This window comes from Kitasatospora purpeofusca, from assembly GCF_000718025.1.
GTDB classification, from domain to species: Bacteria; Actinomycetota; Actinomycetes; order Streptomycetales; family Streptomycetaceae; genus Kitasatospora; species Kitasatospora purpeofusca.
Map to the genome: position 1 here is coordinate 25,395 of NZ_JODS01000016.1, position 14,268 is coordinate 39,662.

Sequence of the window (14,268 nt, forward strand, 5' to 3'; positions counted from 1 at the left end):
CGCGCTGGGCGATATTCACTGATCATGAAAACGGGTACGGCCGGAGTGTGAGGCGATGAGCATCCACCAGCCCCCGGTCACCCGGACCGAGCGGATACTCGCCGAGATCTGGTGCGATGTGCTCGAACTCGACGAGGTCGGCGTACTCGACAACTTCTTCGAAGTCGGCGGTTACTCGATGCTCATGCAGCTGGTGCGGGCGCAGATCGCGGAACGCACGGGTGTCCGTCCGACCTTGCCCGAACTGTTCATCCACTCCACGATCCGGTCGTGCGCCGCTTTCCTCGACGGATCGGCCCCGGGCGGCACGGCGAAGGTTGGCACGGCAGCCGCCAGTACGACCAGCCGGCAGGACAACGGCCTCGTGGCAGAAGGCAGTTCGGACCGCGATACGGTCCGGGGGGAGGTCCGTGACACGGACATCGCCGTCATCGGCCTCGCCTGCCGCTTCCCGGACGCGGTCGACGCCGACCAGTTCTGGGACAACCTGGTGTCCGGCGTGGACAGCATCAGCCGGTTCCCCCCGAAGAGCATCCCCGGCCCCGGCGGAGGCAAGCGCGAGTACGTGCCCGCGCGTGGCCTGCTGCGGGAGCCGGAGTGGTTCGACGCGGGCTACTTCGGCTACACCCCGCGCGAGGCCCTGCTCACCGACCCCCAGCACCGGGTCCTGCTGGAGTGCGCGGTGGAGGCGATCGAGGGCGCCGGCTACGACCCGGACCGGTTCCCGGGCCTGATCGGCATCTACGCCGGGTGCAGCCTGTCCTCCTACACGGAGACCCTCCGCGCCAGGCAGCGGGAGGACCAGTCGATCACCACCTGGGACATCCTGATGGGCACCACCAGCGACTACCTGGCCAGTCGCATCGCCTACAAGCTGGGGCTGCGCGGGCCGACCGCCAACGTCCAAGCGGCGTGTGCCACTTCGCTGTACGCGGTGCACTTTGCCGCGCGTGCCCTGCTCGCCGGGGAGTGCGATCTCGCGCTGGCGGGCGGCAGTTCGGTGCGGCTGCCGGCCGAGCTGGACAACTACCGGGTGGGCGGGATCACTTCGCCGTCCGGCGTCTGCAGCCCGTTCGACACATCCGCGGACGGGGTGGTCGGCGGCCAGGGGTGCGGGATCACCGTACTGAAGCGGCTGTCCGAGGCGATCGCCGACGGCGACCACATCCATGCGGTGCTGCGCGGCTCCGCGGTGAACAACGACGGCAGGGACCGTGCGGGGTTCACCGCGCCGGGAGTCCGGGGCCAGGTCGAGGTGGTCAGGGCGGCTCAGCGCGCCGCGGGCGTCACGCCCTCGTCCATCACCTACCTCGAGGCGCACGGCACCGGCACCCGGGTCGGGGACCCGATCGAGGTCGCCGGGCTGAACCAGGCGTTCGACGACGGGCAGCCCCGCGAGGAGCCGTGCCTGCTCGGCTCGGTGAAGGGCAACATCGGGCACCTCGACGCCGCCGCCGGCATCGCCGGGTTCATCAAGACGGTGCTCGCCGTGGAACGCGGCACCGTCCCGCCGAGCCTGCACTACTCCGTGCCGAACCCGGACATCGACTTCGCGGCGGGCCCGTTCGTCGTGGTCACCGAGCCCACACCGTGGGCGCCCGTCGGGCAGCCGCGCCGGGCCGGTCTCACCGCCCGCGGGCTGGGCGGCAACAACGCGCACATCGTGCTGGAGCAGCCGCCCGCACCGCTGCCGCGTGCCGGGGCCGATGACCACCAGCTGCTGGTGCTGTCCGCGCACACCCCGGCCGCGCTGGACGAGCTGACGGCCCGGGTGGCCGGCCGGCTGGCCGACCGTCCGGACCTCGAACTGCGGGACGTGGCCTGGACCCTGCAGGTCGGCAGGCGGCTGCACGGGTACCGCCGGTTCGCGGTGGTGCGCGACCGGCAGGACGCCCTGCGGGTGCTCGGCGGGGGCGCCCCGGAGCGGCTGGTCGACGGTGACCACGCCAGGGACGGACGGGCCGTGGCACTGGTGCTGCCGCGGACGGCCGACGCCGAGCGGGTGCGGCACTGGCAGGCCCTCGGCCCGGCCCCGGACCTCACACTGGGCCCGGACAGCGACGAGGCCGCGATCGGCTCCGCACTCGACACCCCCGGCCGGGTGTTCCTCGACCTCGGCGACCCGGGGACGGCCGCAAGGCTGAGGGAGCACCCGCGGTGGACGCCTGAGCACCTCGTCGTCCCGGTCACCGACCCCTTGGCGGCACTCGGTGAACTGTGGCTCGCCGGGCTGCCGATCGACTGGGCCGCGGCCCGCACGGAGCCGGCGCGAAGGGTTCCCCTGCCCGGCTATCCGTTCCAGCGGCAGCCCTACCTGCTGGAGGCGGGGCCCGTCGTGCAGCCGTCCCCGTCCGCCCCCGAGGCCGGGCCGAACACCGAGCGGACGGTGTCGATGCTGTTCACCGAGATGCTCGGACTGCCGGAGGTCGACCCGGAGGACAGCTTCTTCGACCTCGGCGGGGACTCGCTGGTCGCGAACGAGCTGATGGGCAGGCTCGAACAGCTGCTGCCGGTGCGGCTGGAGGTGCGGGCGATGTACGACGCGCCGTCGGTACGGGAGTTCACCGCCCTGGTCGAGGAGCAGCTGCGCGACGCGGCGGTGCGCCATGACTGAGGTCCGGGTGATCGAGCGACCCGCGCCGGCCACCGCCGTCGCCACCCTGTACTGCTTCCCGCACGCGGGCGGCGCGGCGGGGGAGTACGCGCGCTGGGCGGCCTACACGCCCGGCCTGCGGCTGGTGGCCGTCCAGCCGCCGGGCCGGGCGCACAACCTCGGCGCGGAGGCGTTCACCGCGATGCCGGAGCTGGTGCGGGAGATCCTCGCGAAGGTGCGGTTCACCCCGCCGTTCGCCCTGTTCGGCCACAGCCTCGGCGCGCTCGTCGCGTTCGAGGTGGCCCGAGCTCTCGGCACGAGCCCGGCCCGGCTCTTCGTCTCGTCCTGTCCGGCGCCGCCGTTGTCCGTGTCGGATCCGCCGCTGCACCTGTTGGACGATGCCGGGCTGCACGCCGAGATCGAACGGCGCTGGGGCCCGCTGCCCGCGGCCACCGGGGCCGACCGGGACCTGCTCGCCGCCGCGCTGGCCTGCTACCGCGCGGACCTCCAGGTGCTGGAGACCTACGAGCACGTGCCCGGCCCCCGGCTGCGGTGCCCCGTCACCGCGCTCGCCGGCGCGGAGGAGCCGAAGGGCCAGCAGTGGACGGCGGGCTGGCGGGACCTCACCGACGGAGCCTTCGCCTCGCACGAGCGCGCGGGAGGTCACTTCCACACCCGGGACGACCTCGACGGCCTCGGCCGGCTGCTCGGCGACACGGTGCGCGCCGACCTGATCCGGACCGAGCGGAGCACGGCCAGGTGAGAGCGGCGCGGCCCCGCGCGGCTTGTCGACAGGAATTCGGATGTGGGACGACACCATGGAGGCAGAGCCGTGCACCGGAGCATCACCAGGACCTACCTCAAGCACTACGCGAACGTCCACCGGGGAGCCGCCGGGCTGATGCCGCTGACCGGCGCGCAGCGGAGGTTCCACCACACCAGGTCCGCCGATCCGCACGAACGGGTGCGGATCCTGCCGGTCTTCCTGGAGTTCCCGCCCGGCCTGCTGGACACCGGGCGGCTGGAGCGGGCCGCCCGGTCGGTCCTGCGGCGGCACCCGGCCCTGCGCGGGGCGGCGGACATGGTCGACGGGGTGCCGCTGCTGCGGATCGGCCCGGTCCCCGAGGGGCCGCTCGTGCGGGAGACCGCGGCCCCCGACGCCGACGCCGCCGCGTGGGCGGCGCTGGACGACCGGTCCGCCGGGCAGGGCCCGTTCCGGGTGGTCCTGGCCAGGGACGAGCGGCGGGACCTGCTCGCCATCGGGTTCGACCACCTGGTCTGCGACGGCGAGTCCACCGGCCTGGTGCTGGAGGAGCTGATGTCCGCCTACCGGAGCGGGGAGGAGGTGCCGGAGTCCGCGGCCGCCGCCGAACTGTCCCGCTACCGGGAGGCGGTGGAGCGGCAGTTGGAGCGCGAGCACGAGGCCAGCGGGCCGGAGGCGCTGGCGCACTGGACCTCCCGGGTGCGCGACGCCGGGCCCGGCCGCTGGGGCCGGGAGCCGGGCGAACGCGGCGGGCAGGCCACGGCCTGGCAGCGCGTCGCACTGCCGGGGGCGGCCACGGACCGGCCCTTCCCGGCGCTGCTGGCCGCCTGCCACACGGCGCTGACCCGGACACCGGGCACCGCGCCGGTCGCCTACACCTGGGGAAGCCCCGACGGGGCGGGTGTGGTCGGCTGCTTCATCAACACGGTGCTGGCCAACCCGCAGGGCGATGGCGTCCGCGAGGCTTGGTGGGAGGACCTCGAATTCGTCGACACCCCGTTCGACGAGGTCGTCCGGGCCGCCAGGGCGAGCCGCGCGCCGTGGACCGGCCACCTCGACCTCGTACTGACCCTCGTCGACCTCACCCGCCGTCCGGCACCGGTGCTGGACGGCGTGCCCGGCCGGTTCAGGTACCCGCCGGGCCACCGGATGGAGGACCCGGTGATCGTGACCGCCGTCCACGAAGGGACGGAGCTGTCGCTGCGCATCGACCACGATCCGCTGATCGTCCCCGGCGCCGACGCCACCGCGATCGCCGAGGCGCTCGGCGCGTCCTTCACGGAGGTCGGCCGTGTCGCGGGCTGAACCCGCCGCCCGCTCGGTGCTGATCAGCCTCGACGGGCGGTCACCGGCCGTGGAACTGCCCGACGGCGACAGCGTGTGCTTCGGCTGGCGGGCCGGGGAGATCACCCTCGGCACCGACCGGGCGCTGACCGCCGGCCGGATCGACGCGTTCGGCGACTACTGGCTGATGTCGAACTGCGGTGCGGCGGGCACCTACTGCGTGGAGAACCTGGAGGGGGCGGGGGAGTACGTGAAGGTGCGGGCCGGCCGGGCCGGGGTGCCGATCCCCTTCGAGCTCAGCCGGGTGACGCTGACCGTGGGCGCCGGGAGCAACAGCTTCACGGTCTACGCCCCGGAAGCCCCGGAAGCCGCGGAACACCGGACCGCCGTCGAGCCGGACGGCGGCGCGCTCCCGCTGCTGGACGAGGAGAGCCGGTACTTCCAGGTGCTGGTCTGCCTGTGCGAACCGAGACTGCGGGACTGCGGCGCGGCGGCGGTGCCGACCCCGGCACAGGTATCGGCCCGGCTGTCCGCCGCCGGTGCGCCGCTCGGCCGCTCGGCGGTCAACTACCACATCGACTACCTGGTCAAGAAGCTCGGGACCACGGCCCCGCGCGGGATGACCCGGGCGTGGAAGCGGGACACGGTGGTGACGCTGGCGCTGAAGTTCGACCTGGTGCGCCCGGAACATCTCGGCCTCATTCCCGGGCGGGTGCCGGCGCGGGTTCCGGGACGCTTCGCGGAGGGTGGCCGTCCGGCGCTCCACGTCTGACGGTGCGGCCCTGATCGCTCACCGGCCCGGCTCACCGGCCCCCGGCGGCGGCGACGATCCTCGTGACCTCCTCAGTGAAGTCACCCAGGGTCGTCTTCTCGAACATGATCCGCGGGGGCACGCGGTGGCCGAGCTCCTTGCGGATCCGGCCGACCGCCTGGACCGCGAGCAGCGAGTGCCCGCCGCGCTCGAAGAAGTCGTCGTCCTCCCGCAGTTCGATCCCGCCGAGGAGTTGGGACCACACACGTCGGACCACCTCCCGCACCGGGTCGCCGTCCTCGGCGGGTGCGGGGCCGTCCGCGCTCTCCGCGCCGTCCGCCGCTTCGGCGCCGTGCGCGGCGTGCAGGGCGCGCAGGGCCGCGAGATCCACCTTCCCCCGCTCGGTCACCGGCAGCCGGTCCACGAACACGATCACGTTCGGGACCATGTGGCCGGGCAGCCGGCCCCGCAGGTGGGCGTGGATCCCGTCCGCCGAGCGCCGGTCCGGCGCGGCCACCACGAACCCGGCGAGCGCGTGGCCCTGGGGCAGGACCGCGCAGTCCTGGACGTCGGGATGCGCGCGCAGGGCGGACGCCACCTCCCCGATCTCTACCCGGTGTCCGTTGACCTGCACCTGGTCGTCGTCCCGGCCGAGGAACTCCAGCGCGCCCGCGGCCGTCGTCCGGACCCGGTCGCCGGAGCGGAACACCCGGCCGAGGCCGGGCAATTGGACGAAACGCTGCTCCGTGAGCACGGTGTCGCCGAGGTAGCCGCGCGCCACGCAGGCGCCGCCGATCAGCAGCTCCCCGTCGGGCGAGACATGCAGCTCCGCCCCGGTGACGCCCTGGCCGATCGGTACGTCCGGCCCGGTGTCGGTCCCGGCGTCGAACTCGTGGTAACTGACCGCCACGGCCGCCTCGGTGGGCCCGTACCGGTTGAACAGCCTCACGTCGGGCAGCAGTTCGACGATACGGCGTGCCACGGGGGTCGGCAGCCGGTCCCCGCCGCTGATCAGGTAGCGCAGGCCGGTCGCCTTCCGGAACTCCGGCTCGTCGAGCAGCAACGACAGCATCGCCGGGGGGAGTCGGACCGCGGTGATCCCGTGCTCGACGAGGGCGGTGGCGATGGCGAGCGGGTCCTGGTGGTCGCCCTCGGCGAGCGAGACCACCGTGGCGCCCGCAGCGAGCGGCCAGAAGAAGTCGGTGAGCGAGGCGTCGAAGGTGTAGGGCGCCACCTGCAACACCCGGTCGCCGACTCCGAGCGGCAGCCGCTCGGCGAGCCACTCCAGGTGCGGGGCGAGGTTGCGGTGCTCGACCACAACGCCCTTGGGAGTGCCGGACGATCCGGAGGTGTAGAGGACGTAGGCGGGATCGTCGGGGGCGACGACGGTCGTCGGCCCGGCCTCCCGTAACCCATCGCCCTCCGTGTCGACGCCGAGCGTGCGGATGCCGCTGCTGTCCCCGAACCGGGCCGCGGTCGCGTCGTGCACCAGCACCGCGGCCGGTGCGCAGCCCGCGAGGATCCGTGCCAGCCGAGGAGCCGGTTCCTGCAGACCGAGCGGTACGAACGCCGCACCCGCGCGCAGGACACCGAGTACGGCGACCGCCATGTCGGCCCCGCGCTCCAGGAACAACGCGACCCGCGTGCCGGGTCCGGCTCCGGCGTCGACCAGGCGCCTCGCGAGCCGACCGGACTGCTCGGCCAACTCCCGGTGGCTCAGCGGCCGTCCGGCACTGTCGAGCCAGGCCGTGGCCGCCGGTGGCGCGCCTTCGAGAACCCGGGTGTGCAACAGGTCGTGGTCCGACATCCTCGTCCCCCCGCGGTCGGGTCGCTCACAGAGGTCCGATCCGATCACGGCTCCGGGGCCGCGTCATCCTGTCGAACGTCAGGGGTGGTCGACTGCCGGCCAGGTATCGCTCAGCCGCTGTCGCGTCCCGGTCAGGACGGTAGCCTGGCCGGAGGACGGGCAGACGCCCCGCACCGCCGCACCGGCCCGTACCACTGCACCGGCCCGCGCCTCCGCACCGCGGCCGGGATCCCCGTGCGGGGCCGCGTGCGCCGCCGGACCGGTCGCCGGACCTACCGGTGAACGGATCGATCGCCCGCACAGGTCTCTCACACCGCGAGATGAGGGGACGCCACACCCATGGACTCCGTGCCGAACACTCCGCCCGGCCAGCTGCGCCGGATGGCCGCCGTGTGGGAACAGGTGCTGAAGAAGGGCGGGATCGGGCCGGACGACTCGTTCTTCACCCTGGGCGGGCAGTCCGTGATGGCCGGCACCCTGGTGCGCGCGGCGGGGGAGCGGTTCGGGGTGCGGATCCCGATCCGGTCGCTGTTCGAATACTCCCGGCTGGGCGAGTTCACCGACCACGTCGTGGGGTTGGCGCTGCCCACGGCGCCGACCACCGCGCCGCCGCCGGACGCTGTCTCCACGGGCGCTGTCTCCACGGGCGCTGTCTCCACGGGCGCTGTCCCCCCGGACGTCCCCCTGGAGATGACGGCGTTCCAGCGACGGATCTGGCTGGCCGAGCAGATCGATCCGAGCGTCCGCAACCACGTACCGCTCGCCTGGTCGGTGGCGGGCCGGTTGGACCCCGACCGGCTGCGCGTCGCACTCGGACGGCTGGTGGCCGAGCACGAGATCCTGCGCACCCGGTTCGTCGACGAGGACGACGGGTGGTCCGTGCGGTTGCGCGAGCCCTGGCTGCCGCCCCTGGAACTGCTCGACCTCGGCGAAGCCCCGGACGACACCTCCGCCGACACCACCGCCGACGCCTCCGCTGACGCCACCGACATCCCCGACGGCGTGACGGAATGGCTGGAAGCCGCCCTGCGCCTGCCGTTCGACCTGGAGTCCGGTCAGCTGCTGCGCGCCGCCCTGGGCGAGTTCGCCGACGGCCGGCAGCTGCTGCTGCTCTGCGTGCACCACCTGGTGATCGACGGGGAGTCGATACCCGTGCTGCTCGCGGAACTCGACCGCTGCTGCGCGACCCCGGACCGGCCGCGCCAGGTCGTCCAGTACCGCGAATTCGCCGCCCATCAGAGGGAGCAGCGGGACAGCGCCTCCTGGCGCACCGATCTGGCGTACTGGGAGTCGGCGCTGGAGGGGGCGTCCGCGGACACACCGCTGCCCGCGCCGGAGCGGCCGGAGCCGAACGGAGCGTTCCGACTGCCCCTGCCCGCAAGGCTGCTGGACTCGCTGCGCGCCGTGCAGTCGGAGCACGGCGTCAGCTGGTTCATGGTGGCCGCCACCGCGCTGGCGGTGTCCCTGCACCGGTGGACCGGCCTCGACGACGTCACCTTCGGATCCCCGACGACGAACCGCAACCACCCCCGCTTCGCCGAACTGTTCGGCCCGAGCCTCAACACCGCCGTGCTGCGCTCCGGGGTGACGGCGGACAGCACCGTGCTGGACGTACTGCTGCGGATGCGCGGCGAGGCGCTGGGCGCGCTGGAGCACCAGGCCGTGGAGTTCGACGACGTGCTCAACCACGTGAAGCCCGCCCGGCGGTTCGGCCACACCCCCTTTGTGAACGTCACGCTGAACATGAACCTGCTGGACGACCACGTCGCCGTACTGGACGGGGCGCTGCTGACGCCGCTGCTGATCGACGAACTGCGCAGCGACTACGCCAAGTTCGGCTTGACGGTGACCATGGTGCAGCTGGAAGGCCGGCTGATCGGCCTGGTGTCCCACCGCGGGGACCAGCTCGGGGCCGAAGGCGCCCGGGACTTGGCCGACCGGCTCGCGGGCCTGCTGAACCGGTTCCCCGAAGCCCTGGACGAACCGGTGCTGCCGCGGGACTGAGCCCGACGCGACGACGGGGGCGGGTGTGGCGTCACCGCCCACCCGCCCCCGTCCCGGCGGCCGCTCAGTGCTGGCCGGGCAGTTCCGTGATGGGATGCCCGGAGACCTCGTGCGGCTGGTACGGCTCCTCGAGGAAATTGATCTCGTCGGCGTCGAGTTCCACGTCCAGCGAGTCGATGGCGTCCTGGAGATGGCTCATTTTCGTGGCGCCGACAATGGGCGAGGTGACCGCCGGCTTCGAGAGCAGCCAGGCCAGCGCGAGCTGCGCCATCGGCAGTTCACGTTTGGCGGCCAATTGTCCGAGCCGGTCGACGATCTCGCGGTCGTTGTCCCGGTAGAGAATCTTGCCGAACTCGTCGGTCTCGCTCCGGGCGCTGACACTGTCCCATTTCCGCGCGAGCCGCCCCCTGGCCAGCGGACTCCAGGGAATTACGCCGACACCCTGGTCCTCGCACAGCGGGAGCATTTCCCGCTCCTCCTCGCGGTAGATCAGGTTGTAGTGGTTCTGCATGGTGCTGAAACGCGTCCAGCCGTTCCGCTCGGCGGTGTACTGGGCTTTGGCGAACTGCCAGGCCCACATCGACGACGCGCCGATGTGCAGCGCCTTTCCCGCTTTCACCACGTCGTGCAGGGCTTCCATGGTGACCTCGATCGGCGTCACCGGGTCCCACCGGTGGATCTGGTAGAGGTCGACGTAGTCGGTGCCGAGCCTGCGCAGGCTGTTGTCGATCTCGGTCATGATCGCCTTGCGGGACAGCCCCACGCCGTTCGGCCCGGGCCTGGTCCGTCCATTGACCTTGCTGGTCAGCACGATCTCGTCACGGCGGCCGTATTCGCGGAGAATCCGACCGACGATCCGCTCGCTGCTCCCGGCGGAGTAGACGTTCGCGGTGTCCACGAAGTTCACCCCGGACTCCAGGGCGTGCAGCATCATGGGCCGGGCCTGGTCGAGGTCCAGGGTCCAGCCGTGGACACCCTTGCCGGGTGTTCCGAAACTCAGGGCGCCCAGGCAGATCCGCGACACGTCCATGCCGGTCGAGCCCAGCTTGACGTACTTCAAGATGTTCCTCCTACGACGGGATCAGTGGCGGAACGAACAACACTTCATGGTGGCAAGGCCGCAGAGTTCGCCGCAAGTGTCCGGTCGACGATGGCCGACAATCCCACCACCTTTCGCGAAAAGCCGCCCGGAACCGCGAAACCGGTCCGCTCCGTTTCCCTCCATTCCCTTCACAAGGAATCCGGGAAATCACCGTGCCGGTGCCCGGGAACGCCCTCGCCGAGGGAGAGCTTCTCGACGCTGTTCCGGTCGCTGTCGGCCTCGGGGTACTGGACGAAGCAGTAGTCCTGGTCGGGAGTGAACGTCAGGTGTCCGGCCGCGCCGCCGACGGGTGTGCCGTCCTCCCGGAAGGCGGTGAGCCGGTGGGTCACCGAGTACACGGCGCCGGCGTGGCGGCCGGGGACCTTCAGGACGCCGGTGTCGGTGCGGCTGACCAGCTCGCTCACGCCGGTGGCCGACGAGTACCCGAGTTCGACGGAGACTGTCGCGCTCGGCCCGGCCCCGGCGGCCCCGATGCCGATGCCCCCCTTCGCCGTCACCGAGATGCCGACCCCGGCGCGCCAGGTGTCGCTCTGGGCCCGGGTGACGCCCTTGGTGATGCTGTAGCCCACGCTCTGCGCGGTGTCGCGGTGCTCGTTGTCGATGTACTTCTCCAGCCTGTACTGCGCGTCGCGCTGGATCGTGTAGACCGGGGACTTGCGGACCTGCCGGAGCAGGCTCCTGTCGCGGTCCTTCACGGCGGGGAACGGGACCGTGACGACCTGTTCCCTGGCCCAGTTGGTGACGTCGACCGGCCTGCTGAAGCCGTCCATCACGGGCTTTCGCGAGCCGGTGCCCCGCCGGGTGCCGATGGGCAGGTTGAGTACGTGCATGGGCGGCCGGCCGACCGGTTCGCGGCCCGGGGACCAGCAGAACCCGCCGGTGTCGGAGGGGGTCGTCCTGATGCCGTTCGTCCCGTACCAGTGGCCGGGGGCGACGACGGGCCACAGGCCGGCGGTCACGGGTGCGGCCACGTCGGCCGGATGCGCGTAGGTGAACCCGTCGTGGCTCTCCTTCACGCAGCCGAACTCTTCGTCCGTCCCGTGCCGGGGGTCCTGCCCCGGCGCGAGGAGGAAGTCGCTGAAGGCCCGGTAGCCGTCCGGCGGGACCATCCGCCACACCACGTCCCCGGTCGGCAGCTCACCGAGCTTCTCCCAGTCGGCGGCGGGGCGGACCATGTCGTTGCGGGGGTCGGTGTCGCGCACCTCCAGGATCCAGGTGCCGGCTTCCTTGCCCAGGGCGCGCCATCCTTCGCCGTTCGGTCCGTCGGACCGGAGCCCGCCCTGCGGGATGCCGGTGAACCTGAGGGTGAGCGCCCCGAACCGGATCGGACGCGAGTAGACGGGATCCATGAGCCGTGCTCCCTGGTGTGGGGGATGGGTACGGTGATCCTTGGTCGGTTCGCGCACCAACAAACAACCGTTGCGCCACTCGACGGAAGGGCCGTCGTCGACTCCGGGTGACCTGCCGTCACCGTGTCGGACGGGCAGTGCCCGAGGTGGGCCGCATGCGGGGTCCGGCGGCTCGCGCACGGTTCGTGCGCTTGATTCGACAGCTGTCGGGAGCGATGCCTGTCGGGGGTGCCTGTTGGCCATCGCATAGACAGATGTCAATATAGACGCATGTCGAATCTACAACTGCCGGTGCTCGGCCAGGACGACGCGGCCGCTTGCTGCTCGCCGATGGTCCGCGAGCCCCTGGGCGAGGACGCCGCCGTCGACCTGGCGAAGATGTTCAAGGCCCTCTCCGACCCGGTGCGGCTGCGACTGCTGTCGCTGATCGCCTCGCACGAGGGCGGCGAGGCCTGCGTCTGCGACCTGACCGGGCCGTTCGACGTGTCCCAGCCGACGATCTCCCACCACCTCAAGGTGCTGCGCGAGGCGGGCCTGGTCTGCTCCGAGCGCCGCGGGACCTGGGTCTACTACTGGGTGCTGCCCGCCGTCCTGGCCAGGCTCTCCGCTCTGCTGGAAGCCCCGGCCGCCGCCGGAGGCGCGAGATGACCGCGATGGCCCCACTCGGCCGCCGGGCGGCCGCGGAGTTCGTCGGGACGGGCTCGCTGGTGGCCGTCGTGGTCGGCTCCGGCATCCAGGCCACGACGCTCTCCCAGGACGTCGGCGTCCAGCTGCTGGCCAACTCGCTGGCGACGGTGTTCGGCCTCGGGACGCTGATCCTGCTGCTCGGCCCGGTCTCCGGCGCCCACTTCAACCCGGTCGTGACCCTGGCCGCCTGGTGGACCGCGCGCCGCGGTGGGGAAGGACCCGGCCCGCGCGAGGTCGCGGCCTACCTCCCGGCCCAGATCTCCGGCGCGATCGGCGGGGCGGTGCTCGCGGACACGATGTTCGCCGAGCCGCCGGTGGCCTGGTCGACGCACGACCGCTGGGCACCGCACCTGTGGCTGGGCGAGGTCGTCGCGACGGCCGGCCTGGTCCTGCTGATCCTCGGCCTGGCCCGCGTCGGCCGCGCCCACCTCGCCCCGGCCGCGGTCGCCTCGTACATCGGCGCCGCCTACTGGTTCACCTCCTCGACCAGCTTCGCCAACCCCGCGGTGACGATCGGCCGGGCCTTCTCCGACACCTTCGCCGGCATCGCCCCCGCCTCGGTGCTGCCGTTCGTCGCGGCGCAGCTCGTCGGCCTGGCCGTCGGCGCGGGCCTGCTGGTGCTGCTGTTCGGCGGCCCCGGGTCCCGGGCCCGGTCCCGGCCGGCCGCCGACCCCGCACTCTCTCCCGCCCTCCCCGCCCTTCCCGCCCCGAGAATCAAGGACCCTCTGTCGTGAGCACTCCCGCCGTCCCGCCCGTCCCGCCCGTCCCGTCCCGTCCGTTCCAGCCGTCCCGTCCGTGCTGTTCGTCTGCGTGCACAACGCGGGCCGGTCCCAGATGGCCGCCGCCTTCCTCACCCGCCTCGGCGGCGACCGCGTCCAGGTCCGCTCGGCCGGCTCCGCCCCTGCCGAGGCCGTGAACCCGGCGGTGGTCGAGGCCCTGCGCGAGGTCGGGATCGACATCTCCGCCGAGATCCCGAAGATCCTCACCGTCGAGGCGGTCCAGTCCTCCGACGTGGTGATCACCATGGGCTGCGGCGACGCCTGCCCGCTCTTCCCCGGCAAGACCTATCTGGACTGGAAGCTCGACGACCCGGCCGGCCAGGGCGTCGACGCCGTGCGCCCGATCCGCGACCGGATCGAGCAGCGCGTCCGCGCCCTCCTCGCCGACCTCGACATCCGGGCCACCGCGTAACCACCGCCACAGTCACTGTCGCCGCCGACGGGGGCCGGTGCGGGCGACGGACATGCTGCCCGAACACGCCGATCAGGTCCTGGAGATCTACCGCTCCGGCATCGACGGCGGTGACGCGACGTTCGAGGAAGCCGCCCCGAGCTGGGAGGCCTTCGACGCCGCCCGCCTCGCCGAGCACCGCCTGGTTGCCGTCGACCGCGCTGACCGGGTGGTCGGCTGGGCCACCGTCAGCCAGGTCTCCGACCGGTGCGCGTATGCCGGAGTAATAGAACACTCCGTCTAGGTCCGTCCCGACGCCCACGGCCGGGCGTCGGCACCCTGCTGCTGGACGCGCTGATCGCTTCCACCGAACAGGGCGGGGATCCGGACGATCCAGTCAGGGATCTTCCCGGAGAAAACCGCCATCCTCGCCCTCCACCGGCGGGCCGGGTTCGGAGTGGCCGGCACCGCGGGTGCCGGCGCGACATCGTTCTGCTCGAACGCCGCAGTCCCACCGTCGACTGATCCGGGCCCCCTGCCGCGCTCCACCTCGGGGCGCTCGTTCACGGCGCGCTCGCATCGCGGGTGCCGATCGGCGACGGACCACCGGCCACCGCCCCTTCGCGGCGCACTATGGTCGCGCTCGGCAAGGAAGACGAGTCGACCTCGCCCACCCCGTGCTCCCGGTCGACGGAGACCTCAGGAGGCCGGGTGGCGGACTCCGCTGCGGCCGAATCGTTGTGTCTCGGTTCGGTTGC

11 protein-coding genes and 1 pseudogene are annotated in these 14,268 nt (G+C 72.6%); 9 read left to right on the forward strand and 3 right to left on the reverse strand.

The window, feature by feature from the left end:
- Positions 1 to 55 precede the first annotated feature (55 nt).
- The 4 genes from IF01_RS44170 (at position 56) to IF01_RS0122410 (ending at position 5,412) form a co-directional block, all read left to right on the forward strand.
- Complete coding sequence (locus tag IF01_RS44170; protein ID WP_051755912.1) at positions 56 to 2,614, forward strand: type I polyketide synthase; 2,559 nt, start codon at positions 56 to 58, stop codon at positions 2,612 to 2,614.
- Positions 2,607 to 3,356: a thioesterase II family protein gene (locus IF01_RS0122400; RefSeq protein ID WP_051755917.1), complete on the forward strand. Its 750-nt coding sequence runs from the start codon at positions 2,607 to 2,609 to the stop codon at positions 3,354 to 3,356. Before IF01_RS44170 ends, IF01_RS0122400 begins: the two co-directional genes overlap by 8 nt.
- 69 nt (positions 3,357 to 3,425) lie before the next feature.
- Entirely contained in the window at positions 3,426 to 4,661 is a 1,236-nt protein-coding gene (locus IF01_RS0122405) for a condensation domain-containing protein (protein WP_051755920.1), read from the forward strand.
- On the forward strand, positions 4,648 to 5,412 hold the full coding sequence (locus IF01_RS0122410; RefSeq protein WP_051755922.1) for a hypothetical protein: 765 nt from the start codon (positions 4,648 to 4,650) through the stop codon (positions 5,410 to 5,412). Before IF01_RS0122405 ends, IF01_RS0122410 begins: the two co-directional genes overlap by 14 nt.
- Positions 5,413 to 5,443: 31 nt before the next feature.
- Here IF01_RS0122410 and IF01_RS0122415 read toward each other — a convergent pair whose 3' ends face one another.
- Positions 5,444 to 7,198: a non-ribosomal peptide synthetase gene (locus IF01_RS0122415; protein WP_030395285.1), complete on the reverse strand. Its 1,755-nt coding sequence runs from the start codon at positions 7,196 to 7,198 to the stop codon at positions 5,444 to 5,446.
- Positions 7,199 to 7,537: 339 nt separating this feature from the next.
- On the opposite strand from IF01_RS0122415, the gene IF01_RS0122420 reads away from it, so the two are divergent.
- Entirely contained in the window at positions 7,538 to 9,202 is a 1,665-nt protein-coding gene (locus tag IF01_RS0122420; RefSeq protein ID WP_030395286.1) for a condensation domain-containing protein, read from the forward strand.
- A gap of 64 nt (positions 9,203 to 9,266) precedes the next feature.
- On the opposite strand, the gene IF01_RS0122425 is transcribed toward IF01_RS0122420, so the two are convergent.
- Positions 9,267 to 10,262: an aldo/keto reductase gene (locus tag IF01_RS0122425; protein ID WP_030395287.1), complete on the reverse strand. Its 996-nt coding sequence runs from the start codon at positions 10,260 to 10,262 to the stop codon at positions 9,267 to 9,269.
- Positions 10,263 to 10,432: 170 nt separating this feature from the next.
- Positions 10,433 to 11,653, reverse strand: a complete 1,221-nt coding sequence (locus IF01_RS0122430) for a hypothetical protein (RefSeq protein ID WP_030395288.1) — start codon at positions 11,651 to 11,653, stop codon at positions 10,433 to 10,435.
- 270 nt (positions 11,654 to 11,923) lie between these two features.
- Here IF01_RS0122430 and IF01_RS0122435 point away from each other — a divergent pair, with 270 nt between their 5' ends.
- The 4 genes and pseudogenes from IF01_RS0122435 (at position 11,924) to IF01_RS42175 (ending at position 14,035) form a co-directional block, all read left to right on the forward strand.
- Positions 11,924 to 12,301, forward strand: coding sequence for an ArsR/SmtB family transcription factor (locus IF01_RS0122435; protein ID WP_030395289.1), 378 nt, complete (start codon positions 11,924 to 11,926; stop codon positions 12,299 to 12,301).
- Positions 12,298 to 13,074, forward strand: a complete 777-nt coding sequence (locus tag IF01_RS0122440; protein ID WP_051755925.1) for an aquaporin — start codon at positions 12,298 to 12,300, stop codon at positions 13,072 to 13,074. The genes IF01_RS0122435 and IF01_RS0122440 overlap by 4 nt, the downstream gene beginning before the upstream one ends.
- 61 nt (positions 13,075 to 13,135) lie before the next feature.
- A complete protein-coding gene (locus tag IF01_RS0122445) occupies positions 13,136 to 13,531 on the forward strand; it encodes an arsenate reductase ArsC (protein WP_030395291.1) in 396 nt (131 codons plus the stop codon).
- 52 nt (positions 13,532 to 13,583) lie between these two features.
- A pseudogene (locus tag IF01_RS42175) lies at positions 13,584 to 14,035 on the forward strand (GNAT family N-acetyltransferase).
- Positions 14,036 to 14,268: the final 233 nt, after the last annotated feature.